At 42.8% G+C, this 24,276-nt stretch carries 29 protein-coding genes and 3 pseudogenes; 6 read left to right on the top strand and 26 right to left on the bottom strand.

Annotated features, from left to right (window positions below):
- Positions 1–20 precede the first annotated feature (20 nt).
- From BEN74_RS01610 to BEN74_RS01575, 7 genes and pseudogenes are all read right to left on the bottom strand, one after another.
- On the bottom strand, positions 21–254 hold the full coding sequence (locus tag BEN74_RS01610; RefSeq protein ID WP_068910419.1) for a hypothetical protein: 234 nt from the start codon (positions 252–254) through the stop codon (positions 21–23).
- Positions 255–299: 45 nt separating this feature from the next.
- A pseudogene (locus BEN74_RS19885) lies at positions 300–1,671 on the bottom strand (hypothetical protein); the annotation flags it as partial.
- A 110-nt stretch (positions 1,672–1,781) separates the two neighbouring features.
- Positions 1,782–2,696, bottom strand: coding sequence for a DMT family transporter (locus BEN74_RS01595; protein WP_068910471.1), 915 nt, complete (start codon positions 2,694–2,696; stop codon positions 1,782–1,784).
- 101 nt (positions 2,697–2,797) lie between these two features.
- The gene (locus tag BEN74_RS01590; protein WP_068910422.1) at positions 2,798–3,511 is read right to left on the bottom strand and encodes an AraC family transcriptional regulator; all 714 of its coding nucleotides are present in this window, start codon (positions 3,509–3,511) and stop codon (positions 2,798–2,800) included.
- 120 nt (positions 3,512–3,631) lie between these two features.
- A pseudogene (locus BEN74_RS01585) lies at positions 3,632–4,033 on the bottom strand (terminase); the annotation flags it as partial.
- Between the two features lie 150 nt (positions 4,034–4,183).
- Positions 4,184–4,381 carry a type II toxin-antitoxin system RelE/ParE family toxin gene (locus BEN74_RS01580; protein WP_265936571.1) on the bottom strand — a complete coding sequence of 66 codons (198 nt, stop codon included), beginning with the start codon at positions 4,379–4,381 and terminating at the stop codon, positions 4,184–4,186.
- Positions 4,382–4,457: 76 nt separating this feature from the next.
- Positions 4,458–4,679, bottom strand: a complete 222-nt coding sequence (locus BEN74_RS01575; RefSeq protein WP_068910472.1) for a TA system antitoxin ParD family protein — start codon at positions 4,677–4,679, stop codon at positions 4,458–4,460.
- Between the two features lie 299 nt (positions 4,680–4,978).
- Between BEN74_RS01575 and BEN74_RS01570 the strand changes: the two genes are divergently transcribed.
- Together BEN74_RS01570 and BEN74_RS01565 are read left to right on the top strand one after the other, a co-directional pair.
- Positions 4,979–5,488 (top strand): MarR family winged helix-turn-helix transcriptional regulator, encoded by a 510-nt coding sequence (locus tag BEN74_RS01570; RefSeq protein WP_068910425.1) that lies wholly within the window; start codon positions 4,979–4,981, stop codon positions 5,486–5,488.
- A gap of 45 nt (positions 5,489–5,533) precedes the next feature.
- Positions 5,534–5,872: a DUF6616 family protein gene (locus tag BEN74_RS01565; RefSeq protein ID WP_068910426.1), complete on the top strand. Its 339-nt coding sequence runs from the start codon at positions 5,534–5,536 to the stop codon at positions 5,870–5,872.
- Between the two features lie 65 nt (positions 5,873–5,937).
- On the opposite strand, the gene BEN74_RS01560 is transcribed toward BEN74_RS01565, so the two are convergent.
- Positions 5,938–6,804 carry a hypothetical protein gene (locus BEN74_RS01560; protein WP_068910427.1) on the bottom strand — a complete coding sequence of 289 codons (867 nt, stop codon included), beginning with the start codon at positions 6,802–6,804 and terminating at the stop codon, positions 5,938–5,940.
- Between the two features lie 197 nt (positions 6,805–7,001).
- Here BEN74_RS01560 and BEN74_RS01555 point away from each other — a divergent pair, with 197 nt between their 5' ends.
- Positions 7,002–9,494: a TonB-dependent siderophore receptor gene (locus BEN74_RS01555; RefSeq protein WP_068910428.1), complete on the top strand. Its 2,493-nt coding sequence runs from the start codon at positions 7,002–7,004 to the stop codon at positions 9,492–9,494.
- A gap of 192 nt (positions 9,495–9,686) precedes the next feature.
- Here the strand turns inward: BEN74_RS01555 and BEN74_RS01550 are convergent, their stop codons facing one another.
- The 9 genes from BEN74_RS01550 to BEN74_RS01510 all read right to left on the bottom strand — a co-directional run bounded on the left by BEN74_RS01550 (position 9,687) and on the right by BEN74_RS01510 (position 15,447).
- Positions 9,687–10,136: a hypothetical protein gene (locus tag BEN74_RS01550; RefSeq protein ID WP_068910429.1), complete on the bottom strand. Its 450-nt coding sequence runs from the start codon at positions 10,134–10,136 to the stop codon at positions 9,687–9,689.
- Positions 10,137–10,222: 86 nt separating this feature from the next.
- The gene (locus tag BEN74_RS01545) at positions 10,223–10,855 is read right to left on the bottom strand and encodes a hypothetical protein (protein ID WP_068910430.1); all 633 of its coding nucleotides are present in this window, start codon (positions 10,853–10,855) and stop codon (positions 10,223–10,225) included.
- Positions 10,843–12,285: a hypothetical protein gene (locus BEN74_RS01540; protein ID WP_068910431.1), complete on the bottom strand. Its 1,443-nt coding sequence runs from the start codon at positions 12,283–12,285 to the stop codon at positions 10,843–10,845. Before BEN74_RS01540 ends, BEN74_RS01545 begins: the two co-directional genes overlap by 13 nt.
- Positions 12,269–12,604, bottom strand: coding sequence for a hypothetical protein (locus BEN74_RS01535; RefSeq protein WP_068910432.1), 336 nt, complete (start codon positions 12,602–12,604; stop codon positions 12,269–12,271). Before BEN74_RS01535 ends, BEN74_RS01540 begins: the two co-directional genes overlap by 17 nt.
- Entirely contained in the window at positions 12,601–12,954 is a 354-nt protein-coding gene (locus BEN74_RS01530; protein WP_162898114.1) for a hypothetical protein, read from the bottom strand. Before BEN74_RS01530 ends, BEN74_RS01535 begins: the two co-directional genes overlap by 4 nt.
- 263 nt (positions 12,955–13,217) lie before the next feature.
- Positions 13,218–13,676, bottom strand: a complete 459-nt coding sequence (locus BEN74_RS01525; RefSeq protein WP_068910434.1) for a hypothetical protein — start codon at positions 13,674–13,676, stop codon at positions 13,218–13,220.
- A 341-nt stretch (positions 13,677–14,017) separates the two neighbouring features.
- Positions 14,018–14,239: a hypothetical protein gene (locus tag BEN74_RS01520; protein WP_068910435.1), complete on the bottom strand. Its 222-nt coding sequence runs from the start codon at positions 14,237–14,239 to the stop codon at positions 14,018–14,020.
- A 106-nt stretch (positions 14,240–14,345) separates the two neighbouring features.
- On the bottom strand, positions 14,346–14,861 hold the full coding sequence (locus tag BEN74_RS01515) for a hypothetical protein (RefSeq protein ID WP_068910436.1): 516 nt from the start codon (positions 14,859–14,861) through the stop codon (positions 14,346–14,348).
- A 76-nt stretch (positions 14,862–14,937) separates the two neighbouring features.
- Positions 14,938–15,447 (bottom strand): Rha family transcriptional regulator, encoded by a 510-nt coding sequence (locus BEN74_RS01510; protein ID WP_068910437.1) that lies wholly within the window; start codon positions 15,445–15,447, stop codon positions 14,938–14,940.
- 271 nt (positions 15,448–15,718) lie between these two features.
- On the opposite strand from BEN74_RS01510, the gene BEN74_RS01505 reads away from it, so the two are divergent.
- Positions 15,719–15,943: a hypothetical protein gene (locus BEN74_RS01505; protein WP_068910438.1), complete on the top strand. Its 225-nt coding sequence runs from the start codon at positions 15,719–15,721 to the stop codon at positions 15,941–15,943.
- A gap of 265 nt (positions 15,944–16,208) precedes the next feature.
- Here the strand turns inward: BEN74_RS01505 and BEN74_RS01495 are convergent, their stop codons facing one another.
- The 7 genes and pseudogenes from BEN74_RS01495 to BEN74_RS01460 form a co-directional block, all read right to left on the bottom strand.
- Positions 16,209–16,793 (bottom strand): hypothetical protein, encoded by a 585-nt coding sequence (locus BEN74_RS01495; protein WP_068910439.1) that lies wholly within the window; start codon positions 16,791–16,793, stop codon positions 16,209–16,211.
- Between the two features lie 25 nt (positions 16,794–16,818).
- The gene (locus BEN74_RS01490; RefSeq protein ID WP_068910440.1) at positions 16,819–17,292 is read right to left on the bottom strand and encodes a hypothetical protein; all 474 of its coding nucleotides are present in this window, start codon (positions 17,290–17,292) and stop codon (positions 16,819–16,821) included.
- Positions 17,293–17,392: 100 nt separating this feature from the next.
- On the bottom strand, positions 17,393–17,851 hold the full coding sequence (locus BEN74_RS01485; RefSeq protein WP_068910441.1) for a hypothetical protein: 459 nt from the start codon (positions 17,849–17,851) through the stop codon (positions 17,393–17,395).
- A gap of 7 nt (positions 17,852–17,858) precedes the next feature.
- Positions 17,859–18,167, bottom strand: coding sequence for a hypothetical protein (locus tag BEN74_RS01480; RefSeq protein WP_086374372.1), 309 nt, complete (start codon positions 18,165–18,167; stop codon positions 17,859–17,861).
- A gap of 6 nt (positions 18,168–18,173) precedes the next feature.
- A pseudogene (locus BEN74_RS01475) lies at positions 18,174–18,584 on the bottom strand (hypothetical protein); the annotation flags it as partial.
- Between the two features lie 643 nt (positions 18,585–19,227).
- Positions 19,228–20,565, bottom strand: coding sequence for a PQQ-dependent sugar dehydrogenase (locus BEN74_RS01465; protein ID WP_068910443.1), 1,338 nt, complete (start codon positions 20,563–20,565; stop codon positions 19,228–19,230).
- Positions 20,566–20,905: 340 nt separating this feature from the next.
- Complete coding sequence (locus BEN74_RS01460) at positions 20,906–21,298, bottom strand: GFA family protein (protein WP_086374369.1); 393 nt, start codon at positions 21,296–21,298, stop codon at positions 20,906–20,908.
- A gap of 419 nt (positions 21,299–21,717) precedes the next feature.
- Here BEN74_RS01460 and BEN74_RS01455 point away from each other — a divergent pair, with 419 nt between their 5' ends.
- The gene (locus tag BEN74_RS01455; protein WP_068910444.1) at positions 21,718–22,302 is read left to right on the top strand and encodes a carbonic anhydrase; all 585 of its coding nucleotides are present in this window, start codon (positions 21,718–21,720) and stop codon (positions 22,300–22,302) included.
- 262 nt (positions 22,303–22,564) lie between these two features.
- Complete coding sequence (locus BEN74_RS01450) at positions 22,565–23,284, top strand: SDR family NAD(P)-dependent oxidoreductase (protein WP_068910445.1); 720 nt, start codon at positions 22,565–22,567, stop codon at positions 23,282–23,284.
- Positions 23,285–23,391: 107 nt separating this feature from the next.
- On the opposite strand, the gene BEN74_RS01445 is transcribed toward BEN74_RS01450, so the two are convergent.
- Both BEN74_RS01445 and BEN74_RS01440 read right to left on the bottom strand, forming a co-directional pair.
- Positions 23,392–23,793 (bottom strand): helix-turn-helix domain-containing protein, encoded by a 402-nt coding sequence (locus tag BEN74_RS01445; protein WP_068910446.1) that lies wholly within the window; start codon positions 23,791–23,793, stop codon positions 23,392–23,394.
- Position 23,794: 1 nt separating this feature from the next.
- Positions 23,795–24,085, bottom strand: a complete 291-nt coding sequence (locus BEN74_RS01440) for a type II toxin-antitoxin system HigB family toxin (protein ID WP_068910447.1) — start codon at positions 24,083–24,085, stop codon at positions 23,795–23,797.
- Positions 24,086–24,276: the final 191 nt, after the last annotated feature.

Here is a 24,276-nt window from a genome sequence, read left to right as displayed (position 1 = left end):
GAAAGATGCTGCAGGCCGGGTTATTCCGCTGTTCCAACCATTTCATTGACTTGAGCAATCAGCACATTGACCGCATCAATCAGCAGCGGATCATGCAGGTTTTTTTCGGCCTCAGCAGCCGGCCCGCCTAAAAGCTCAATCAGTTCGCGCAGGCGCCTGGCGCTGCTGAGCTTTTCCATTCCTTTCTGATCCCGAATAGCGTCAATCAAAGCGCGCAGCTCTTTGGTCAGCTTCAGTTTTTCCATTGCATTCATAATCTGCAGATCCTATCAGTGAATTTTTGACGCCTGGCCGACTTGTTAAACGGAATACGACGATACAGCCTGCTCAAACAGATCACTCAAATCCGCCGGCAGGCGGTTCCCGATTTCTTCCAGCTGCGCTTCAATGGCATTGGCCTGAGTGAAGTCCACTTCACCCTTAATCACCTTATTCAAGTAATCGGCATCATCCGAATTTCCTGTACCGCCTTCACCGGCACCCGATGTATCCAGCATTTCCGCAAGCCCTCCAAAGGCAGGATATTTGGCAATCATGGCCTCAACTGTTTTAAAGAACCGCGGCGCGCCATATCCGCGGTTCCATGCGCGGGTTTGAGCATTATTGGCCGAAACTGCCCATTCACCGCCGGTATGCAGATACGCAGTCCAAGAATCAATCTTCTTGTCATTCTTGAACGCCTGATAGTATCCATCGCCCAAATCTTCAATAGGCGGGAATGACTTGTCTTTTGGCGCCTTAGGCGCCGCTGCCGGCTGACCGCCTGTGCCGCCGCTGTGCGGCCTTATTTTTCTGAACCTCATCCAGCTGATTCAACAGCCCCTGAATTTCAGCATCAAGCGCCGCTTTCCGGTCCTGCTTTTCAGCAATGCGCTGCAAGGCATCCGCCAGCGCTTTTGCATTTTCCGCTTTTTTTGCCTGAGTGCGCTTAAAGCGCGCGCTGTTCTGATTCACCAGCTTCATGATCCGGCCGGCCAGCACCGGCATTGCAATGCCTTCACCTTGGTTCGGCTGAATTGCCCCGGTCACATCGCGGTTATTCATCAGGATCTTCCAGGATAAAAGCGTGTCCTGCGGCGTAATTTTCTTGGCTTCTCGGTCAGGATGGTGAAACAGGATTGTGATGCTTTGGCCATCTTCAAAACTGTAGGTCACTGCAACATTCAGCACTTTTTTATGCTTGAACGGCTTTTCGCTCTGCTCAACATTCAGGACCTTCACGCCGCCTTTGGATGTGCTCTGCATGACCTTGTGCAGCATGCCCATCAATTTATCCAGATACTGATATTCCACAATAATGGAGTCAAAATCCGCATACACAGCGCCGATGGATTCCAGCAAAGGCGCCAGTCCGTCAAATTCCTGCAGCAGGCCGCCATGGTCATCATGGCGCTGCAGATCCAGCATTAAACTGGCAGTCTGGCCGTCATGAGACGTCAGATTGATTCCGTCCCAGCCGGGCACTGTAACGCATGTGACGTCCTGAAGCTGGGCCAGCTGCCATTCCGGGATGATATTTGGCGTTTTGTGATAATACGGCGCCGCCAAATGGCGCATCAGCCCCTGCGGATTAGTTTCAATTACACTGTCTACCGCTGAATCAAACATGCGGCCGAACTGCAGGACCGCCAGCGATGAAGCCTGCACATCATCTACGGCGCCCAGTACTGCTTGAAAATATCCAGATTACGCATAAAAAATGCCTCAGTTTTTTGTACTTGAGGGAATTCTGACATCGAAGAAATCAGCAGTTTTTTATGAGTTACAAGACAAATAATTCTCTATGCAGTTTCATTCTTTATTGTCTGCATGCCTATGCAAAGCATAATTAAGGCAATGCCAAGCCATCCTGACATAGGAATAAATTCCCCTACAATCGTTACAGCCAAAACAGCAGCAATCACAGGTTCAAATAAGGTGAGTAAATTAGCACCTGTTGCACTCACAAATCTTAGCCCATAGCCAAACGCTATGTACCCGACGCACATGGGTACGATTGCCATATAAATTACCACTGCAGCGGTTTCTACAGATGAAAATAGATTGTCGCCTGTAAATATTAAAGACGGCAGTAAAATTGTTGCGCCTAAAGTAAAAATGCTGCCCAGTACTGCTTGTGATTGAACCCCATTATCAATCAAAACCTTGGCAATCCATGAGTAGACTGCATAAGACAAACCGGCAATTAATCCCAGCAGAATTCCAAAAAGCTTGAGGTCGTAATTCGACTTTACTGCAGCTGATGGCTCTGAAGATGAAAGTAAAAAAACACCAATTACCCCCAATATAAAACTAAAGACCCAGTACCGGGTGATTTTTAATCTCTTGCTGAACAGACACTCAATCGACATACAAAAGAAAGGAGCGCTGGCAATAGATATAACCGTTCCAATTGCCACACCTGAGTATTTCATTGATGAATAGAAGGCCAAGGGGTAAATGGCCAATGCAATTGCCCCAATAATGAAATATTTCTTAAATAATAATGAATTGCTAATATTATTGAGGATAGCTTTTCGGGCTAAAAAAGCTTGGAGCAAGCCTCCCACACCCATTGCAAAAGCGCCTATTGCAAGAGGGCTGACAGCAGGTGCAAAGCTTGCTGCGGTTCCTGTCGTGCCCCATAATATTGATGCGAAAAGAATTGCGAAACAGCCTCTTTGATAATGAGCCGACTCTCCTCTGGCTAACTGCATTAGAACCTCCTTACCCTCAATCACATTAAGATGATCAGGATATAGAGAAATCCAATACCTCATTTTGCAGAAAAGACGGAATAGATGGTTAAATAGACTCTTTATTTCCGTGAAAAGTCTCTGGGAGGCATACCATAATAATTTGCAAACCTGCGGCTAAAAGCTGACTGATCTTTATATCCAACCTTTTCGGCAATATGCTGAAGCGGCAGGTCGGTATGAACAATAAGTGCTTTAGCTTTTTCCATTCTTTCTTGAATAATATACTGGTATACGCTTACCCCTAAATCACTTGTAAAAACCTTTTTAAATTGGGTTGCGCTTAAACAAGCCATATCTGCCAATTCCTGAATTGGCAAAGGCCTTTCAAGATTCTGTGAAATATAAATTTTCACATCCCGGATACGGCTGTCCAGCTCCCGGCTATCAGTTTGCTGAGAAAGCAGCTTAGAAAAAATGTTCAGAATGCAGCTTTCAATTTCCATATTTACTTGAAATTCAATTTGCTTTTCAATAAATTGCAGAAAACTCATCATAGGAGGTGTAAGAGAAAAGACTATCCTTTTAGAGTTAATTATATTTTCTGGCAATTCGTCCATATCAACAACAATGAAGCGCGCGGCCTCTTCAGCATTAAATGCATGCTCAATACCGCATAAGATGACAACGCACTCTCCTACAGTTACCTTGCCGCAGTAACCTTCCATTTTAATATTTATGCTTCCTTGAAGTGGCAGCACCAATTGATTATGGCAAGGATGTACATGACTTCTAAACTGCTTACTGTAAGAGCGTATGGTTAAATTTGTTTTCATCTTGAGTCATTAAGAAGCAGTAATTGAATATAATTTCCTAAGAATAAACTAATCTCTGTAACTACAGTATATTACCGTAGCATGGGAAACATTTTTATAAAGCTGAATCTCAAATACCTTGAATGTCGCATCACCGTCCAGCACAAAGCCGAAACACTCGCCTTCGCCCAGTGATACGGCGCGCTCAATGCGTACATGCTTCAGCTCATAGGCAGCAAATTGGCGTTTGGTCTCCTCAGGCCATTCCAGCCACTTAGAGACCAGCACTTCCATGGTATCGCCGGCTTTCCAGCCGCTCTTCGTTTCAAGCTCGACTAAGCAGAGAATGTGGGACTTGTTGTAGACGTGGCTTTTGCTGTTTTCATATTCAAAGCGGTAGAGATCCTGCCAGCCTGTCACCGTATTGATCACTTCGCGCGGGGTAATGCCCAGCGCTTCGACCGCAAACGCATAAATATCGTAGCGGTAACGGGCGCAGAGTTCCCACCATTCAGGGATTTTTTTAAGGGGTTGGAGTGCCATTGAAAAAAGGACGTGGAATTATATTTTTTATTCTAAGTTTTTCAATTTGATGTGATTTTAAGCTGTTCCACTCTCAATGAAAAAAGCGCCTTGTTCGGGTGCTTTGTTTTATGGTTAGTACGGCTTTAATCTCTATGTTGCTTTAAGTCTCTATAAAAAATTTTCATGACTGCCTAATTTGAGCAAATACAGCGTTATTATCGAGCTGTCTTCTTTATCTACTGAATAAGCCAGCAAAACAGGCTGTTTATTCATTTTGAACTTATATACGCTGACACCTAACAGGTCTCCTACTTTCCTCTCCCCAATATCAGGATCATTTGCAACGAGCTTAACAGCTTTATCCAAATCGGCCTTGTCTTGCTTAGTCAGTTTTTTACAATGTGCTCAAACAGCGGAGTTTGCCTAATATCCATATTCAAAATCAGCCAAACTTATAAGGTGTAGTTGTTCCAGATTTTACTTGTGCCATACCGATTAGAATGCCCGAAATATCTTCAAATGTTAAATCGGGGTTATCTTGCGCAATTTTACCGATACGCGCCCAGTATTCAATTTGCTTGGTAGCGCTTCGGCTTTGAGCAGCGCCGTATGTTTTGGCTTGCGCAACCATTTCACTGTCAATCTTTACAGCGGTAGCACCCATGACGGTATCCTCAAACAAGTGGTTATGCATCAATTACACAACCAAAAACAACCTTATGCAACCATAAAAAACAAGGTGGCAGGTTTACTTTTTTTCAAGCTTGGCATCCCCTTGAACCTAAAGGAACAGTGAGGATGTCGGGTTTGGAGAGCCATTAAAAAAAGGAAATAGAATTTTATCTCTCATTCTAATTTTCAGCGCTTGTCTTATTTTTGTTCTATTTCAGCTCATTAGTATCTTTTTAGACACTGAATATTGACAGTTATAATAGCCGACATTATAGTTAGCCAACATATTATATGGCACAAAACCAAATGCAGCTTGAACAAAAATACAAGGCCCTATTAAACGAGGCCGAACAGCGGAAAATACCAGGCATCGAAGGTATCCTGCTGTGCTTTCAAACGCTTTCACTTGCGTCAATGATTGATCGTGATTGCGCAATTCAGCTAGCGCCTTACGACTTGTCAGAAGGAAGATTTGTGCTTCTATTTTTACTTGATGCTGCTCCTGAAGGGTTAGCACCTAAAATATTAGCTGAACGGGCTGGCATCACCCGCGCAACAGTCACTGGACTGCTAGATAGATTGGAACGTGATGCCTTAATTGAGCGGCATGCAGATGCTGATGACCGCCGCGCTTTAACAATCCGGCTCACCCAACAGGGCAAAGAAATGGCTAAAACAGTGTTTGAACACCATAGCCGCTGGATCGCCAGTATTTTTGGCAATCTTTCAGCACAAGAACGCTCTCAATTGACAGTTCTGCTGGGAAAAGTGGCCAGCAATATTAGGAACGAAATGTCATGAAATATCGATATACAAGTTAAAAACAACAAACCTTAGAGGAAAAACATGCATCATTATCTCGTCGAATTATATACACCAAATGCTGTTTGGCAGTCCTTGCCTATTGAAGAGCGCAAGCAGTATTTGAACAATGTTGGGGTTGCAATGGGGAGCTTGTCCAGTATGGGGGTTGAGGTCTTAACATTGACTGAAACAGTTCATGAAATTGATCAAGCCAGCGAGCATCAGTTTTTAGGCATTTGGCGTTTTCCAAATCAACAGGCCCGTGAAGCTTTGCTTGAAGGAATTCACTCCAGCGGCTGGTATAAATATTTCAACCATATCAATGCTGCTGGTACTGAGGGAAGCTTTCCTCAGCATATTGATGCTTTAGCAAATACTTAATCTGATTTCAGGCTCCCTGATAAAAGCTCGATAAATCGGGCTTTTATTTTCTGGTAAATCAAATACTAAACGGCAGCATATAAAAAATGCCACCTATACAGTGGCATTTTTTCAGCTTTAGCCTTTTCGCCGTTCATCTGCAGGCGGGCCAGCTCGCTCGCCGTTAACAATTCATCCGCTTCATCACATGCAGAGTCAAATGAGCGGACTTCGCTGACCTGTGCACGCTGCGCCTGCAGGGCCGCACGGCGGTCACGCTTCGCAAGCTCATCGCTAAGCGAACCGACTTGATCCAATGCCTGCTCATTAAACTGATGCAGCTGGAGCTGAGAATGGATGCTGTCAAAGTCGCGCAGAATCTGCTGTTCAAGCAGATGCGCAATCATGGCTTCGGATGGCGCCAGCTGGGAAGTATCTGTAGCGCTGTCAAAGCATGCAATCAGGCCGTCCTGCTGCTCCGGCACCACCAATCCATCAAACAGCTGGCCATCCCCCACGTTTGTTGTGTAGTTCGGCTGCATCACATAGTCAAATCCGAAGAATCCAACCGGCACAAGCCCCACCCCGGCACGGCGGTAATTCTGCGCAGAACTGAAGCCGCCTACATGGGCCAAGTATTGCTTGCGTGCATATTCCCCCGCTTCATTGTCAAAGAATTCCTCAACATGGGTGACATCGCCGTTTTCTTCAGCATAGGCTTCAACCGTTCTGAATGCCGGCTCCAGATAGACAACCTTGCAGTCAATTAAAGTGGATTCCGGCGGCAGCATGCCGTAGCGGCGGCGGATCTCATGCCCGTTATAGCCATACAGCGTCCCGGTCTTAATCATCTCCTTCATATCCACATTTGCGCGGTCACGGCCGGAATGCTTGCGGCCGCGCTCAAATAGATTGAATTTGATTCTTTTGGTTTTTCGACCTGTTTCGGACATAAAAAGCCCCAATAAATGAAATATTGAGGCTATTTGGGCAATACGGCGCAATGTTAGATTTGGAGTGTTCCAATTATTAACTTTCATAATAAATAATAATTTATAAATGACACTTTTTTACTCTATAAACGACTTATCCATAAGCAGCCTAAAACTTTCAACTAAGTTTATTAATCACCTATTTATGGAAAATTTAAATGTATATACTGCAATTAAACAATAAAAAGAACACGATTAAGCCAATCGTTCTTTCTATTCATTTGGCACTTTTCTCAGGGCTATCAATATTAAATACGTCAGCAAATGCAACAGAGAATAGTCAAAACTTGCAATATAATATAGATGCATCCAATTTAAATCATGTTTTGAATCAATTCGCAAAGCAGTCTGGTATCACAATTCACACTAAAAATTTAGAACTGAACCAAAGTAAAAGTAGTGGCCTTAAAGGAGCCTATAGCATAGAGCAAGGACTTGAACTGATACTATCAGACAGCAGATTAAAAGCCAGCAAGACAAACGATGGCTATATAATTGTAAAAAAAGAACTAAATTCCCCCAAAATAATATCAAATAAAACTAATAATACAGCTCCAGAAAACTTGCCTTATACTTCCGCTACTTCACAGCTTCCAACGATTAGAGTAGTCGCAGAAAATGAAGTTGGTTATAAAGCGAATCATATTTCTTTAGGAAAGCTCGCACAGTCAGTTAAAGAAAATCCGCAGTCGGTAAGCGTTATCACAAATAAAAGAATTGAAGACAGCGGCTGGGCGACCATTGATCAAGCATTAGCCCAAACTACCGGAATGACTGTACAAACCTCTGGGAATGTGACGACAAACTACTACAGCAGGGGATTTGAAGTTGCAGTTCAAAAAGATGGAATTAATTCTGGCTATGCGTCAGGAGGTGAGCGTGAGCTAGAAAGTCTTGCTATGTACGAACAAGTCGAAATACAGCGCGGTGCTTCCGGCTTATTAACAGGTGCAGGACAGCCAGGCGGAGTTGTGAATCTCGTCAGAAAAAAGCCTCTTCATGAAGATCAAATCAATATTGCGCTTAAAGCCGGTTCTTGGAATACATGGAATGCGACATTCGATACATCTAACACCTTTTTTGATGACAACCGCCTACGCAGCCGCTTTATAGCTGATTACGAAGATAAAGAATATTTTTTTGATATTGCCGAAAACAAGAATTTAGCGTTGTACGGTATTCTCGAATATGATGTTCTTCCAGATACCACTTTAACATTTGGGGGAACTTATAATAGCCGGGAGGCTGTTCCTGAAATTACTGGTGTACCAAGAAATGCTGACGGCAGTGACAGTAAGTTTGATAAAACCAAATATTTAGGTGCCGCGTGGAATAAATGGAATATTGACTCCTATTCACTATTTACAGGAATTACTCATAACTTTAATGATGATTGGTCTTTAAAAATTAATGGGCAATATGAAAACCGGGTTCTAAATTATCAACGTGCTTTCTATGATCCAAACGATCTTAATATAAATACACAAGTATTTAACCAACTGACTGGATATTATAGCGGTGATATGCGAATTAAGGACTATGGCTTTGATGCAACTCTAAATGGTAAATTCCAAGCTTTTAATCAAAGCCATGATCTGGTATTTGGATACACATCACAACGAATAGAAGAACCCCGCCCATGGAAGTCACTACTACCTATAAAAATTCCCGCGGTTAGTCTAGAAGAATTTGACCCATATAATGTTCCCTATCCTGATATGCCAGATGTACCAACAACTACGCAGCGTGAAACCACGCAAAAAGCATTTTTTGCAATGACGCGCTTAAATCCAATTGAACCTTTGCATGTAATTATTGGTGCACGATTAAGTGACTGGAAATTTACAAATAAAAATATTATTACAGGAGCAAATACAGGTACATATGAAGATAAAAATGTTTTAACTCCATATGGTGGTATTGTCTTTGATATTAATGATCAACTTTCAGCATATGCAAGTTATGCAGATACATTCCGTGTTCAAAGCAATAATTATACCTCTCAAGGTAAGCCTCTAGATCCTGCAGTAGGTGCGAATTATGAAATCGGTTTAAAACGTGAACTATGGGATGGACAAGCAATTATTTCTGCAGCCATGTTCCGTATCGATGAGGATAATCGGGCACTGGAAGATCCAGATCATCCTAAACCTTGCAGTGGCTCACCTAGTCAAGGTGCATGCTACATCAATGCAGGTAAAGTCAGAAGTCAAGGTTTTGAAACTGAATTTACAGGCGAACTGTTACCTAACCTTCACCTAACCACAGGCTACACTTACAACAAAACAGAATATCTCAGTGACACATCAACCAATCAAGGAAACAGTTACAGCACCTTTACACCGAAGCATATATTTAAATTATGGAGCAGCTATAATTTACCTTTTTATGATCAGCGCCTAACGATAGGCGGTGGTGTCAACCTACAAAGCAAAGCTAAAAATATCAGTAAAAATATTGAAATTGAGCAAAGTGGTTATGGTTTATGGAATGCCTTTGCAAATTATAAGGTGTCTGATCAAATTAATATTGGCTTCAATATAAATAATATTTTTGATAAAACCTATTATAAGAAGTTAGGATCTATTACAAATGGAAACTATTATGGAGATCCTCGTAATTTCATGATTACACTCCGAGCCAAATATTAATTCTATTAGTTCATCAGAAAAACCGCAGGCTCTTCCCTGCGGTTTTTCTTAATCAAATTAAAACTCAGTTAGAAAGTTTCAAAACAAATCTCGATGCATCAGCCTAATAATTCCCTGAGTAACCCCCTCCAGGAGTTATAAAGCCAACGTACTAAGCAAAGCTACACTCATTCTTTTAAATTTAATCAGTATTCACTCCGCATTCAGGCCTTCGACACCGCGCGCCTGCCGGTCAGCAGTCCGCGCATTAAGTGTAGCCAAAGCGCTTTCTAGCGCTGCAATGGCCTGCTTGTTATGCTCAGACGGGAACTGACTGTCTAAAATCTTCGTGCGGTGAATCAGCACATTTAAAAGCGATTCATTGGTTAAACCATTCACACCTTCTGAAACAGTCGGGCCGTCCTGAAAGTGCAGATGGATATCGAATGGCTCAACATAGTCAGCTGACTCAGGATTGGCTGAAATTTTGTAGTAATTGCCGCGGGCATAAGCCGTTACGCCTTCGACCTGTTCGCCATTCATTACCAGCTCAACGGCAGCCGGATCTAAATCTGCTTTGGCATGGCCCAGGAACTCTTCAACAATCAGATTTTGGTCACTGCCGGCATCAGCAGTGATGGCAAGCAAGCTGTTTTCAGTCATAAAAATATCTCTTAGGTTTAAACTGAACACATCAAATCATTTTCAGGCACTTTTCAGCCTTGCCAGTTCCAATACATAATTTTCATCTAATTTACGGCGCCATGGTCACTGAAATCCATCACCTGATAAACCCTGCCATACACCCCGGCGCCAATTGTGCTGTCGCCCAGCTCAACGTCCAATGCCTTTGAATGGACTTTCACGACAACATTCGCCGGCACAAGGCGCCGTATAATCGGCGACAGCTCAATAATCTCTGACGTATCGACTGAGGCCTCAATAGAGATGCGGATTCGGCTTGTCAGGAAATGGCCGGGCTTTTCCTCATCGGTAATATGCTTTGGGTAGCTACGGTAGGTGCTGACAGGATGCCACAGGCGCTTGACCTGCCACTGATTCGTCCACAGCATGCGCAGCACAAACTCTAAAAAGCCCAGTCCGCGTTCGCTGGCCATGCTGGACCAGTTCGCATAGATCACCCGCATCAGCGTGTCTGAAGTGAACGGCCGGCGCAGCACGACAAGGCCATCCTGCTTGGTGAAGCGCTCAACCACAGTCCGGCTGCCCAAATGCGGGCAGCCGTAATCCAGCATGTCCTGAACCTGCTGTTCAAAGACATCAGCAAAAACCTGCTTGAATGCCTTGGCTAATGCCGTTTCCAGCCCCTGATGATTATTGGCCTGCTGATCAATGGGCCGGGTAAAGCTTACAGTCCCCATGCGGCCCCCATTTCAGCGGTGCGCTCCAGATTAAGCGTGATGCTGGAGTCTGCGACATACACCCATTCATGCGGCTTATTCAAGCCCGCAGGCACAAGCAGCGAAAAGTCGCTGATATTGTCCTGGAAGGCGACAATGCTCTTGCGCAGCTGAGTGGATATTTCCTGCGTATTGAAGCCATTCACCAGCCAGCGGCTCGCGCTCAGCTTGGTTCTGCCGTAGCGGTCCACCAGCAGGCCTTTAATCTGCGCCTTTACGCCGTCCAGATCATGCACGGCGGCCAAGCGGCCGTTCAGCGCCACAGCAAAAGGCTTTTCTGAAACCGCATGCACCCGCACCCGGTCTTTATACAGGCTGTCCAGCTGGCCGATGTACTGGATGATTTCCTGTTCCAGCGCTGCCTGCTCAGCGCCGTTTTTGGCCACGGCAGCAATATGCAGATGATTGATGTCTTCATAGGTTGCGCCATAGCAGCGGTCATGCTCGTTTTCATTCCAGACCGCCAGATAGTGCGCGCGCGGCATGAATTTGGCGCGGACCGAATAATCAAAGTTGCCCAGGAACACGGCGTTTTCATCATAAAGCGAAGGATAGCTGGACAGTACGCGCAGCTCAGACACATTCAGCGGATCTGCGCCCTGACGCACGGCGCCGCCCTGCTTGAAGCGCACCGATACCCGCTGCTCATCCGCGTTCAGCACATCAATCAGTGAAGCGTCTTTCAGGCGCGATACATCGACATCGCCGTATGTTTCCAGAATACCGAACGTGAATACCTGATTGGCCTTTGCAGTCCGCCCTGCCCGCGCATCATCGCCGAATTCCGCAAAGACACGGCGCAGGCTGTCCGTGGTCAGGTTGAAGGCGTATTCCATAGGCGCGACATTCATCCAGCGCTTTTTAAGCCAGTAGGCCTGATTCGCCTCATCGCGCACGGTAATGCCCGCCAGCGCCAGATCATCGCGCAGCTTCAGCTCTACACGGTGAAAGCTTTCGCTGTTCTGTACGGTGTATTGGACTTCCCTGTATTCACTCTGCTCCGCCAGCACTTCAGCAGTGCCGCCGGCAGGCGCAGTCACAGACTGAAGCAGGCGCCATGGCCGGCCCCCGCTGCTGTCTTCGATTTGGCGGCCTTGGCTTAGGGTAATGCTGTTCCCTGAACGGTTCATCACCTCCAGAATATGCTGCGCCGGCATGCCGGAGGGCAGAATGCCTTTATTGGCGGCATCGGCAATAATTGAGCGGTCCCGGGTTTTAATGAACGGCTCCAGCTCCGAAATATCAATCTCCTGGCTGAACAGGGACAAGAATGCAGCAATAGACCGGATCTGCTGGATCACCAGTGGATCTTGCGCGCTGTACCGCTCCTGAATTTCATAGTCATCCAGTGACGCGACGATGCGCGCCTCAAAATCAGCTTGCGTCAACATCGAATGTCTCTCCCTGCAGCGATTGCCGGCTGTCGCGGATCTGGTTCAGGTTGATGGCCACATCACCCGCCTTGAGGTAAATCACTTTGGTCTCGAATCCCTCATTTACGCTGTACAGCGACAATTCATCGGCGCTCAGCTGCTTGAGGATGGGAATATCATTTTTCATTTTCGCAATGAAGGCGTTGGCCACAGGCGAATCCAGCGGGCCAAGCAGCAGGCTGTTCAGATCAGGCCCATATTCAGATCCAAAGTAGCCGTTGATTTCGGAATTGAACCAATGGTCCAGCATCGCGTATATCTTCGCTCTATCGATCATAGCCCCGCCTTATGCGCGGCCAGCTGAATCAGCTTGCCGAACAGGAATGATGCAAGGACTGCAATCGAATACAGCGCGAATACCGCCGTCAGGATGTTCAGGATAAAACCGGAAGCGCCGAAACAGGCCAGCACCTTGTAAAATGACCAGGCGGCAAGCCCGGTAATGAATACGGCGGGAATCAGAAGCAGGTAAAAGGCCTTGCTTGCCTTCCTGAAAAGCGAATCAACAACGCCTTTGCGCAGCAGCCCGGTCAGCTGATCTTTATTGCTGCGGAAACTTTGAAAGGCAAAATATACATGCGCTAAAAAGAACATGACTAAAAATGCATCCAGACCCAAATTAAGCATTACCCACACCTAAAGCTATTTATGCCTAGGGTAAGATTTCTATGACTGCAGTAAGCGCACCTGTTCCAATAAAAAAACCGCCTAAGCAGCCTTTTGGTTTCTAATTGGAGTCTAATTAGCTATATGGAATGACGTCTGGCTAAGATAATCTCTAGGTAAATATCCTAAAAGCGGACATTTTTACTTTGGAGAAACCGGACATTTCTATTTGGGGCTTACACTCTCGTTTCGTATAACACCCATTATGTTAAATGGGCATTTATTTAAAATTCCATATATTTTTTCGTGAGATAAAGAACAATAGAAAGAATAATCATAATGGCAAATCCACCAAATTCATTCCACCTTCTTCCCCATAATCCAGTTGGATCACTATCATCAATCATAGATGTATCATCTTTATGAAAATACACTTCATTAGATGTTTTAAAAGTCTCCCCTTGTTCTCCTCGTGCTCGAGATCCATCATTCATAAAAGTTGATATTTCTACCATTTTATCAATAAGTTGGTCATTTGTTGTTATAGCTAACAACTCACAATTTTTATAAAATAATGTAAAATCATCATTTTCATTATTAGTAAAAATGATTTCATCTTTATTGGTGCTAGTTCTATAAAAATTAAATTTTTCTAGAACTATCTCTAATTCATTCAAGTTATTTAATATCTTTTTAGTTCCTGTATTTTTTTTAGTATTAACAATTGAAACGTGATATCCCATTATTATCCAGTACCAATAGACTTAGTAATAATAGATTAACCATTTTATATTTTTTCTACAATTAACATAATACACCTTATACGAAATGCTTTATTTTATCTCATATAAATCATTGATTTATGTGTAGCAAAAAGCCCAATCACACCCGATTGGGCTTTTTTGTGATTATTCACGTTCCACGCCTACTCTTTGACCAAAGTTCCACAAATTTGATTAGTACTGCTAAACAGGCAGTTTAACCATTCGGGAAGAAAAACCGGCTCAAAAAGCCCTTCATTGAACTCCCCCCGAAAGTTGGACGCTTATTTTCTATGGGGGGTAATCAATCTACACGAAATGATTTACCAATATACTTTCCCATACTTGGATGAATCCATATGGGATATTTCAACCTTAAATCCTCTTTCTTCAAGTTGCTTTAAATAAGTATCCGTTTCTGATTGCTCACTTTTTGTGAAGTATGGCAAATCTAGCGCAATATAATTATGACCTTCTTTTAGCCGTCTTTTTATACCGCTTTCAATTTGCTTTCGACACTTCTCAAATGTTCCAACACCTGCCATGCTAATTTCCTTCTAAAGATTGCCTTTTACAATTACACACGTTATTCCGAAACACAGACTATTCTTAAAACTCAGATTTCACTACTTATTCCACATAGCCAAATAATTAGGCAGACTGTGTTTTTGTCTGTTCTAACTGCTGAAGCAGCTGATCCCGCCGGGCCGTACTATCTAAAATGTCCTGATCCAGCTTGGTTTCCTCTTCGCGCTTTTCTTCCAGCTGCTGAGGAACGCTATTCGATGGGCGCCGTGGAATATTCACCTTATCTTTTTTATTCTGCTGCTCAATCTTCGGCTGTGCAGTGCGGATCAGCTGCGCAGCGCCGGATACGGCGTTATCGAAAGTCTGCTTATAGTCATCACTGAAGTCACCGGACAGGACGATTTCCTTGCCGTTCAGCGCTGCTTTGAATACGTCTGCGCTTGCCCGGATATACAGCGTCAATTCCTGCCCGCCAGCAAACATGAATACCGCCGGCACAACACTGACGCCGCCTTTGCGCTGCACTTTAGCTGTTTCAACAAGTGGGATGCTTTGACCCGCTGCCTTTTCCAAAGCTGCCTTGATCTTCTGGATATACGGCGATTTGTCTGTAAGCGCCGTAAGGTTGAGATTGCCCATAAAAAATGCCCTATCTATTGATAAGGCAATTTTTGCATTGATCTAAAGTGCCGGTTTCTAGAAGTTCCAATGAACATTACAGTAACTGCGGCTGCAGGCTGACTTCCAGCTGAATAATTTCATTTTCGTAAATAAGCTTATCATCCCGCCACATTCGCATTCCCCGGGCCTGGCTGCTGACTTCTTCTTTTCTGACCTTGTATTCAAGACTGACCTGATTGTATCGCGCCCATTTGGATTGAAAAGCCTGGCTAAGCTGGGTCGCCATCCAATTGAAGGCTTCAATAAATTGCTCTTTGATTAAATCTGCTTTCTCACCAGTAAAGCCCATTACTAGAAACATCCAGCCGTCTTTGGTCATCTGGTAAAACTTCAAAGGCTTTCCATTCTGTAACTCACTGATTTCAAAGCAAAGCGAAAAATTGCGTTTTGCAAAAAGTTCTGAACACCGCATATTTTTAATCGCTTTAAGTACATCCGAGTGGCGTTTACCAAATGCCTCTGCGACTGCATAACTTGTCGTTTTTGGCTCCCCATCCTCATTTGAGATCATGGCGCGTAAACTTAAGGCTGTCATCATGTTCATTTTTAAACACTCCCACACTCTTAAAGAATTTGAGTGCAGGCAAAATGATTTGCACGAGTGTGAATGCTTGCATTTCTTTCGATGTACGGTCTAGCCTGCACATCAATTTTAGAAAGATGAAAAATAGTGAAATGTGGTGAGTTCCAAAGCAATCAACTAAAGTAGAATACTTTGTCTAATGTTCCAATTAGATATGAAAATCTCAATCAAAATAAAATCGTCATATTTTTCTGTTATACAGAAAAAAATAACTTGCGGGTAGTAATTTCAAATGGGTATCAGCGTTAAAGAAATGAATAAAAAGCTTGAAGACTTCAAAGAAGCTGGAAACAGCCCGAACTTAATGATTATTGGCTATATGACCTACTCTAAATTAATGAAAGATGAAAAGTTTTCTGATCAAGTCACCAAAGATGTGAATGACCCTCTGGTCAGATACTATCAAGGTGTGGAAATAAGAATGGTCACCAAAAAACATTACTTTGAAATTCAGTGAGACATAAAAAAGCCCTGCGAAAATAGCAGGGCTTTTTTTACTTAATGATCCAAGTGCTGCTTATACAGAAAGCAATGCAACGCCATTAACCTTAGAAGTATCAATATCAACCAATTGCCAGTAACCGCCTTCAAAGCGCTCATCACCTGCCTATTGCTCAGGGCTTGACGGTTCAGGCAATGGGGCTCTTCTCCATCAAAAATAAAAATTAATTCGATATGCCCAGATTTTAATTTTTATTTTCCTTTTTAGTCTCGGTCATTACTTATCTCACCACCTGATAACGACACATAGACTCGCCACATCGTGCATGATTAACGTTTGTACCATCCTCAAAAGAAATTGCATCTATATCCGAACCCTTAATTATACTTGAATATATAGCAGCTCCGATTTCTCCACCCAATAAAGCTCTGGTGATACGTTGGCCATCGTCAAATACGGCATAAGCTTTTTGCGTATTACCAGCATCATACTTCCATGCTACATCTACAAATTCACGGCTTAAACTCAGTTCCAAACCATTACGTTGATCCTCACTGAAGTAATACGTTGTCATTGGCTCACCGTTTCGGTTAACACCAGACTCTTTTTGAACAACAGGCAAGCCAACTGAAGCGACAATTTCTTCATCATTGTTCAGGTCAACTTTTGCTACTGGAGAGGTGTAGTCCACCGCAGGGAATTCAAATTTCGTTCGGTCTTGTTCTGCTTGCTCAGCAATATTTTTTTCAATTTCAGTTTGCTTTTTATCGAACTCTGCTTGTGCCGTAACAGTGGCATTTATGGATTTATTCGAACATGCCGTTAATGTTAAAAGTGAAATAATTAGCGGATAAATTCTTTTCATAATTAATAGTTTACAAAAATAACACCTAGCTATTTTGCCATAAAAGCACATTAGCGACAACCTGAAGAAAGGAAAGTAAGTTACGACTTAGCTTTCTAATCTCTGACTGCATAATAATAGAAGCATACTCAAAGCTACGATCTTGATTAGGTGACGCTAAGAGGTTTTTTTCAAACTCCTTTAATCCAAATACCTGATACTTACTACCTTCCATTTCATTGAAGACATACCCCACATTTGTTTCTTTCTCGAAAACTCTTACAATCTCAGCACAGGCATAAATTTCTAAACTTTGATGAATTTTATCAATATTCGGAACATCCGCCCGATAGCTTTCAAGAGCTTCTTTATCTGCTAAGTTGTTTAGAACATATTGCAATTTCAATTCAATCATGCACTTATATTTTTGGTTTTTCTCTTGTAACAACCGGCTATATTCTTCACAAATTTGGATACTAATAGCTTGCTTAGATGCTCTGTCTAAAATGGTGAATATCATGGCGGCAGTCGTAGCTTATTGTTTAAATCCCAATAAGCCTACTTTCAAAAACATGATTACAAATTAAACTTATTTCATCGAACTCAGGTTAATTATTATTTTAAGGCCCACTGCCTAATTCGGTAATAAGCCAATTAGATCCAGGATTCTTTTGCACAACATTAATAAAGAAAATATAGTTTCCAGGCGGATTGCCCGCATCATCCGTATGCACTATTTTTAGCCTTATCATGATTGAAATAATTTTATAGAACTGTTGATAATATTCAGGTTTATATTTTGCTGAGTCGTAGTCAATTTTTATCACTTCTAGAATTTTTGAGCCTTTAAAAACGCGGATTCTTTCAGGACTTTGTACATGTAATTGCTCATCCGGCCAAACGTGTTTCAGTGCTGATTTTGAATCGCCTTTGGAAAGTGAGTTTAAGAAAAAAACCGTTGTTTGTGCAGCCATTTCTTTATCATAGATAGACTTTTGTTTATATGAACTAAAAGCTAGAAACAAGCATAGGCTTATAAGCAAGATTCCTATTGTTATAAATATTCTAGACCTTACCATTTCACTTTTACCTTCCGAAAAAATAAATAACAAGCCAAGCTGAAAGGCAGCCAAGCCAAAATAAATAATCAAAAATAAAATCTAAAAAAATAAATTGATCCAAACCTACAATAATAGATAAAGGATCTATACTTATGCTGCCGCCTGGAGATGTTTCACCATCTGCCAGAAACTGCAAAGGAAATCCCCCTGCTATAACTTCAACTTTTTCAAGCTTATCTACTGCTATGCGGTCAATTAATATATATTTTTGATAAAACAAAGATATATAAGTCAAAATAAGTGCTAAACAATTAAAATAGATTATTTTTTTCATAAATAATTCTTTAACTTTGGAATCAGTTAAAAATAACCAATAACACAAGCCAGGAATTAGAGCCATAAGAATAGTCCAAGTATTGGTATACATCTTCCACCATTCTTGAGAAACTTCTCCTGTATGACTCCATTCAAAAAGAATAAAAAATGGCACAGCAATAATTAAAGAACTAATACAGATGCTCAGCAAATTAAGAAGGCTATAACGATTTAAAAGAATTGAGAACATTAAGCTGAAAGGTACAGTCAAAATACAATAAGCTAAGTAAACAAGAACATGCCCTGCAAAAACCACCAAAATTGAATATAGGCTGTATTCACGATTCATTATAATAAAAAATAATGCCGCAAAGAAAAGCAATGGCAACGGAGCAAGTAATAAGGATTTTACTATTTTTTCTTTTGAGTATTTCATTAAATTAATTCTCTTATCTGCTTAATAAGTATTACAGCTATACCCAGTCTTTGAAAGAGTTTTGAATCCTACATTTAACCTAATGGGCGCTATGCAAAATTCATCAGAAAAATGCTTTTTTCATGTGATTAAAAATTTTCGACCGTCCTAAAAAAACAGCAAAAATCCGACTCAGAAACAAGTCGGATTTTTCATGATCAGTTCTGATACTTATCGCCAATAAGCTAGATTACTTATCAACCAAAAATATCTTTTCCTAAAATATCATCAATTGCCACGCTGCAGAAATAATCCCCAATTTCTGCGGATAAACCTTGGGTTAATTTTAAGCGGCCTTGTACGCCTAGGCGCACACAGATTCAAGCCCTTTGCGTCTATGCTGCCCCTCTGCAATTTCCTATTATGGGGACATAGAGAGCAGGATGCTCCAGATAAGAATAAAAATACAGAAACGCACAAGGACAGTAAGGTACGGCAGGAGCTATACCGAGCGAACCGATACGGAAAACCCCGGCAGGATGCCGGGGTTTTTTTATTGCTAGAATTTAAGCTGTATAAGCGGTTACAGTTTTATCGCTTTATTCAAAGAAATACGGCACAACATAAACATTGAGCTTTAAAAATCACTTCCTTGCTACTTTATTCATTTGGCTTTCATAAGTTTCTGCGCCAACGGGGATACGCGCCAAATAATATCCCCGACATCATCGGCGACCAAAATAGCCCCTGAAAAATCAACCGCGACACCAACAGGCCGCCCAAACGCATCACCTTGATCACTCAGAAAGCCGGTCAAGACATCTTGCGGCGTACCGGAAGGCTGGCCATTTCTAAATGGCACAAAAATGACTTTATAGCCGCTATGCGGCTTGCGGTTCCATGAGCCATGCTGGCCAATCAGCGCACCGCCGCGGTATTGAGGCATTAATTCGGCAGCATAAAATACCAAGCCTAACGATGCTGTATGGTTGCCCAGCGCATAATCGGGCTTAATCGCGCGCGCGACCAGTTCAGGGTTTTGCGGTTCCACCCGCGTGTCCACATGCTGCCCATAGTAACTGTACGGCCAGCCATAGAAAGCGTCGTCTTTGACAGAAGTCATGTAATCAGGCACCAAGTCATTGCCAAGCTCATCGCGCTCATTCACCACTGTCCAGAGCGCGCCGCTCTGAGGCTGCCAGCCCATGCCATTAGGATTGCGCAGCCCCGCCGCAAATGGCCGCGCCTTGCCGCTGGCGATATCAAATTCCATAATCAGCGCGCGGCCGGCTTCTTTGTCAAAGCCATTTTCGGCCACATTGCTGTTTGAGCCTACAGTGATATAAAGCTTCGTGCCCGCAGGGTTGGCAATGACGTTTTTGGTCCAATGATGGTTTAGCGCACCGGCCGGCAAGTCCAATACTTTGATTCCGCTTGCGTTAATCTGAGCTGCGCCATCCTGATAAGGAAAGCGCATTAAAGCGTCAGTATTGGCCACGTACAGCATATTTCCCGCCAGCGCCATGCCGAATGGAGAATTTAGATTTTGCAGAAACGCGGTTTTCTGGTCAGCCACGCCATCACCATTGGTATCGCGGAGCAGGCTGATGCGGTTGGCGCTCGGATGCGATGACCCTGCCCGCTTCATCACCAGCTTAGCGATTTTTCCTTTCAGCCCCTTGCTGTCATCTGGCTTAGGCGGCGCATCGGTTTCGGCCACCAGCACATCGCCATTAGGCAAGACATATAGCCAGCGCGGATGCTCAAGCCCTCTTGCAAATGCCTGCACTTTCAAACCTGCAGCGGGTATTGGCATAACGCCCACAGGCCAGCCTTTGGCGGGAGCAATATTAACTGTGGGCAGCAGGCTTGTTTTGGGTTCAGGCAGATTAGGCTGAGGGCCATAGCCGTCCATAATTGAAGAGCTGGATGGTGCGGCGCATCCTGTTAGCGCCGCGGCAATGGCAGAGCCGGCAATAAGCCGTAAAAAGTGAGCAGACATCTTTTATTCTCCAATTTATTTTTTTCCGCAGTAAATAGAGAATAATTCTTTGTCTGATTCAGGTATAGGCTTTTGTTTTGCTATTTTGCAGATGGAACGCTTTAGAGATTGCCCTGCGAACCCTAGGCTGAAATGCCCTGCCTGGCACCCTGCTGCGGGCTGAGCTGCATAGAAATGGGCTGCTGAAAAACACTTAAATTCAAACCTATGAATGAGTTGAAGCAGATCCGGGGAAATTTGAAAAGAACAGAGATAAATGAAAAGGACTGAGCTATGTATTCTAAAGGCTCAGTCCTCAAAAACAGCTTAATCAAAGCATTCTATTTTTTGGGGATGCGAACTAAGCTGGATTTTCCTGAAACTGCTGGGCAGCATCACATATTTCATACCAAACAGGTTTTGAGGAAACAAATACATGGAACTGATTTCTGATTTCCGGATCATCATCTAAACAGTTGACAGGAATTGGAAATGATTCACTTTCTGAGCCAATTTCACCCAGAGCAGTCCCGCATTTCTTGCAAAAAGTTCTTACATAGCTGAATGGCGGCGCAGGCTCATACTTCTGTATAAACTCTTGCCCTTGCAGCAAGTTGAAAGATTTTTGATCCGCGAAAACAAGTGTGCTGGCGCCTAATTTACGGCAGCGCGAACAATGGCATGTACCCATCATGCTCGGGGCCGATGTTAATTCAAACTTAACAGCACCGCAGCAGCAGCTACCTTTAATCATAGTTTACCTATTCTTGATGTGAGGTTTTATTGGTTAATTTTGCTTATTCATATTCTGCGTGCATCAGAATAGCGAATATCTGAAAGCTTTAAAAGCATGAAATAGGCATAAAAAGCATCTTATTTCAGCAGCGCGCTAAGGCTTGATTATTTTTTAGATTTTCACAATCTGATATATTTTGATAAGCTAAGCTAGGCAATCAAAATATACCAATACACCTTAATGGAACAATAGCAATAATCAAACGCATAGAAATTATACTGCTTATCGTCCTTCTGCTGGTCATTTTATTCGGCATACAATGGATGTTTCACGGCTTCCCTACAGGAAATTAATATTCTAATGATTTAAAATTATATTCACAGCACTATTTTATTAATCAAACTATTTTAAGAATAAACCCATGGAGCAGGATTAAATTGAGAACCTGGCAAAAATCACTCGCAGTATTAAAAAACGGAAATAGCCGATTTATTCAAAATAAAGTGAACAATATTCTGCATCATGATCTTGAGCTTCTGTCTGAAGCCCAAAATCCTTATGCCGTGATTTTATGCTGCTCAGATTCTAGAGTATCGCCAGATATTATTTTTGACCGCGGTCTTGGCGATTTATTTGTTATTCAAAATGCGGGAAATGTTTGTGATACTTCAGTCTTCGGGAGCATACAGTATGCAATTCAGTTTTTAAAAACACCGCTCATTATCGTGCTTGGCCATACCGGCTGTGGCGCTGTAACAGCAGCGCATAACCATAAGCGTATGAAAGGCCCGCTGCAAAGCATTGTCTCATTAATTGACAAGCATATTGTTGATGGAAGCGTGCTTGATTCTACAGAAAATCATACTCTGGAAACCGCTAAAACCCTCAGCTCTGCCCTGAACCTTCATCAAGACAAGTTTGAGCAGGAACTTAAAGTTATTCCGGCAATCTATAATATTTCGAGCGGCTATATATCATGGATGGATATTGATAAAGAAGCGCTCTCTATTCCAGATCATTAATATGCAAGCAGCGGCAGAAAACCTAATCAGTGAGGTTTTGGCCTAAATAGCGCTTTAATATTTTAATGGATGAAAAGATAATCCTGCATCAATGGTATTCATTTCAGCAATAGAAATATGCTCTGCAGCAGCTTTCAAATCTAGCCTAAAATTTATATATCACCGCCGGGCCGCATTCCAATATGCATTTTTAATTAAGCCTTGACCTCAAGTTAACTTCAGGTTTTAGAATCAGCCTGTTTTCCAAATAATGAGCGTATAAATGAATAAGCCGCATAAAACATTTCTGGTTTATGGCGTGAGTAAAGGCCTGGGAAAAGCCATTGTGCAAAAAGTGCCGCAGCCTGCAGATAAAGTCTACGGTGTTTCCCGGACTGAACCGGACAGCTTGCCCCATTTAAATTGGATTAATGCTGACCTGTCCTCCCCTAATCAAGCTGCAGCCGCCATAAAGCAGCACATAGGCAGGGAGAAAATAGATGTCCTCATTTATAATGTCGGCATATGGGAAAGCACGGCGTTTACAGATCATTATAATTTCAATGAAATCCCGCCACTCGAAATTCATAATATCATTCATACCAATATCACTTCATGCATTCAGTCCATTCAATTGCTGATTGAAAACTTAAAATTATCGGATAATGCAAAAATAATTCTGATCGGCTCAACATGGGGCGTTGATAATCACAATGGATCGGAAGTCGTTTTTTCCGCGACAAAGTTCGCTTTGCGGGGAATAGCGCAGTCGCTGAGAGAAATATTGCGTGAAGACGCCATAGGGGTAAGTGTTTTAAATTTAGGCTACCTTGCCTCAGACTATGATATTGATGTTCCTGCGGCTCAAATACTGGAAGAAACTGATTCTTCCCTCATTCCCTTATCTGACGCAATACAGGCCATTCTTTTTATCATCTCGACCACAAAAGCAGCCTGTATCAAAGAAATATTAATGCCTGCTATGGCTGACAGGAATATGTAGCTGGAAACACACCCGAGAATCGCATAAAAATCAATTAATTTCAGTAAGCTATAAAATTATAAATAAAGCGCCTTAGGGCGCTTTAAGCATTTACATGAAAGAAAGCATTAGAAAAAAGTATCCGCTGAAACATTAAAGCGTTCAGACAGCGCTTTAATATGGCGGATATTGAGCTGGCGCTTGCCGCTTAGTATCTCTGAAATGACGGATTGCGCCGCCACCTCGGGCAGGTCAGATTGGCTCAGCCCCTGCTGTGCCATCAAAAAAGCCAGCGCTGCGCGCCCGTCGCCTTTAGGCATAGGCAGGTGTTCATTTTCGTAGGCAGAAACCAAGTCGCCAAGCTGATGGATTAACCCGATTAAAGGATGCGTTTCATCATCCCCGGCAATATCCAAAAGCTCATCCAGCGCCTCAATCAGCGCATGAAAGTCCTGGTCATTTTCCGGCTTGCTGAGCAATGGGGCAACATAGCGCCAGTGATCAACCGCCTGCTTAATCATTGCATTCATGTTAACCCTCCTTCCAATGACCTTTATCGTACTCTTTATGAGATAGAACATGACGGATATACAGCCGTTTTGCCTGATACATAACCACAGCAATCAATCTGATTTTATTTCCGCCTATATCAAATACATGAAATTTTCCAACCTTATCAACAGCAGGAAAATAATGCTTCATATCTGCAAAATCTTTAGGATCATTTGCTTTAATTATTCGATACCAGCCATCTAATGCCGTTTCAGCCTGCGGCCACTTTTCGATTGCTTCCAGAATTTTGGCGTGGGTGATCACATGCATAAGATCTATCGCATTTTGCTATAGAAACAGTATATAGCAAATATCGCATTTTGCAATAAAGCTTTGAAGGGCAAACTTCAGTATTAATCAGTTTCTGTATGAAAACTTAAATGGCTTCACCCTATTCCCATGAAGCATCTTGATGAGCATTAAAAAACCTATCTTGCGATAGGTTTAATTCAAAAATAAGC

Source organism: Acinetobacter sp. WCHAc010034, from assembly GCF_001696615.3.
Taxonomy (GTDB): domain Bacteria; phylum Pseudomonadota; class Gammaproteobacteria; order Pseudomonadales; family Moraxellaceae; genus Acinetobacter.
The sequence above is the reverse complement of the archived record's forward strand: the minus strand, read 5'-3'. Positions and strand labels throughout refer to the sequence as shown.

What these genes read in the sequence shown, in the direction of transcription:
- BEN74_RS01610 (WP_068910419.1), bottom strand. Translation starts at nt 254, where the DNA reads ATGAATGCAATGGAAAAACTGAAGCTGACCAAAGAGCTGCGCGCTTTG.
- BEN74_RS01595 (WP_068910471.1), bottom strand. Translation starts at nt 2,696, where the DNA reads ATGCAGTTAGCCAGAGGAGAGTCGGCTCATTATCAAAGAGGCTGTTTC.
- BEN74_RS01590 (WP_068910422.1), bottom strand. Translation starts at nt 3,511, where the DNA reads ATGAAAACAAATTTAACCATACGCTCTTACAGTAAGCAGTTTAGAAGT.
- BEN74_RS01575 (WP_068910472.1), bottom strand. Translation starts at nt 4,679, where the DNA reads ATGGGTGCTACCGCTGTAAAGATTGACAGTGAAATGGTTGCGCAAGCC.
- BEN74_RS01570 (WP_068910425.1), top strand. Translation starts at nt 4,979, where the DNA reads ATGGCACAAAACCAAATGCAGCTTGAACAAAAATACAAGGCCCTATTA.
- BEN74_RS01565 (WP_068910426.1), top strand. Translation starts at nt 5,534, where the DNA reads ATGCATCATTATCTCGTCGAATTATATACACCAAATGCTGTTTGGCAG.
- BEN74_RS01560 (WP_068910427.1), bottom strand. Translation starts at nt 6,804, where the DNA reads ATGTCCGAAACAGGTCGAAAAACCAAAAGAATCAAATTCAATCTATTT.
- BEN74_RS01555 (WP_068910428.1), top strand. Translation starts at nt 7,002, where the DNA reads ATGTATATACTGCAATTAAACAATAAAAAGAACACGATTAAGCCAATC.
- BEN74_RS01550 (WP_068910429.1), bottom strand. Translation starts at nt 10,136, where the DNA reads ATGACTGAAAACAGCTTGCTTGCCATCACTGCTGATGCCGGCAGTGAC.
- BEN74_RS01545 (WP_068910430.1), bottom strand. Translation starts at nt 10,855, where the DNA reads ATGGGGACTGTAAGCTTTACCCGGCCCATTGATCAGCAGGCCAATAAT.
- BEN74_RS01540 (WP_068910431.1), bottom strand. Translation starts at nt 12,285, where the DNA reads ATGTTGACGCAAGCTGATTTTGAGGCGCGCATCGTCGCGTCACTGGAT.
- BEN74_RS01535 (WP_068910432.1), bottom strand. Translation starts at nt 12,604, where the DNA reads ATGATCGATAGAGCGAAGATATACGCGATGCTGGACCATTGGTTCAAT.
- BEN74_RS01530 (WP_162898114.1), bottom strand. Translation starts at nt 12,954, where the DNA reads ATGCTTAATTTGGGTCTGGATGCATTTTTAGTCATGTTCTTTTTAGCG.
- BEN74_RS01525 (WP_068910434.1), bottom strand. Translation starts at nt 13,676, where the DNA reads ATGGGATATCACGTTTCAATTGTTAATACTAAAAAAAATACAGGAACT.
- BEN74_RS01520 (WP_068910435.1), bottom strand. Translation starts at nt 14,239, where the DNA reads ATGGCAGGTGTTGGAACATTTGAGAAGTGTCGAAAGCAAATTGAAAGC.
- BEN74_RS01515 (WP_068910436.1), bottom strand. Translation starts at nt 14,861, where the DNA reads ATGGGCAATCTCAACCTTACGGCGCTTACAGACAAATCGCCGTATATC.
- BEN74_RS01510 (WP_068910437.1), bottom strand. Translation starts at nt 15,447, where the DNA reads ATGAACATGATGACAGCCTTAAGTTTACGCGCCATGATCTCAAATGAG.
- BEN74_RS01505 (WP_068910438.1), top strand. Translation starts at nt 15,719, where the DNA reads ATGGGTATCAGCGTTAAAGAAATGAATAAAAAGCTTGAAGACTTCAAA.
- BEN74_RS01495 (WP_068910439.1), bottom strand. Translation starts at nt 16,793, where the DNA reads ATGAAAAGAATTTATCCGCTAATTATTTCACTTTTAACATTAACGGCA.
- BEN74_RS01490 (WP_068910440.1), bottom strand. Translation starts at nt 17,292, where the DNA reads ATGATATTCACCATTTTAGACAGAGCATCTAAGCAAGCTATTAGTATC.
- BEN74_RS01485 (WP_068910441.1), bottom strand. Translation starts at nt 17,851, where the DNA reads ATGGTAAGGTCTAGAATATTTATAACAATAGGAATCTTGCTTATAAGC.
- BEN74_RS01480 (WP_086374372.1), bottom strand. Translation starts at nt 18,167, where the DNA reads ATGAAAAAAATAATCTATTTTAATTGTTTAGCACTTATTTTGACTTAT.
- BEN74_RS01465 (WP_068910443.1), bottom strand. Translation starts at nt 20,565, where the DNA reads ATGTCTGCTCACTTTTTACGGCTTATTGCCGGCTCTGCCATTGCCGCG.
- BEN74_RS01460 (WP_086374369.1), bottom strand. Translation starts at nt 21,298, where the DNA reads ATGATTAAAGGTAGCTGCTGCTGCGGTGCTGTTAAGTTTGAATTAACA.
- BEN74_RS01450 (WP_068910445.1), top strand. Translation starts at nt 22,565, where the DNA reads ATGAATAAGCCGCATAAAACATTTCTGGTTTATGGCGTGAGTAAAGGC.
- BEN74_RS01445 (WP_068910446.1), bottom strand. Translation starts at nt 23,793, where the DNA reads ATGAATGCAATGATTAAGCAGGCGGTTGATCACTGGCGCTATGTTGCC.
- BEN74_RS01440 (WP_068910447.1), bottom strand. Translation starts at nt 24,085, where the DNA reads ATGCATGTGATCACCCACGCCAAAATTCTGGAAGCAATCGAAAAGTGG.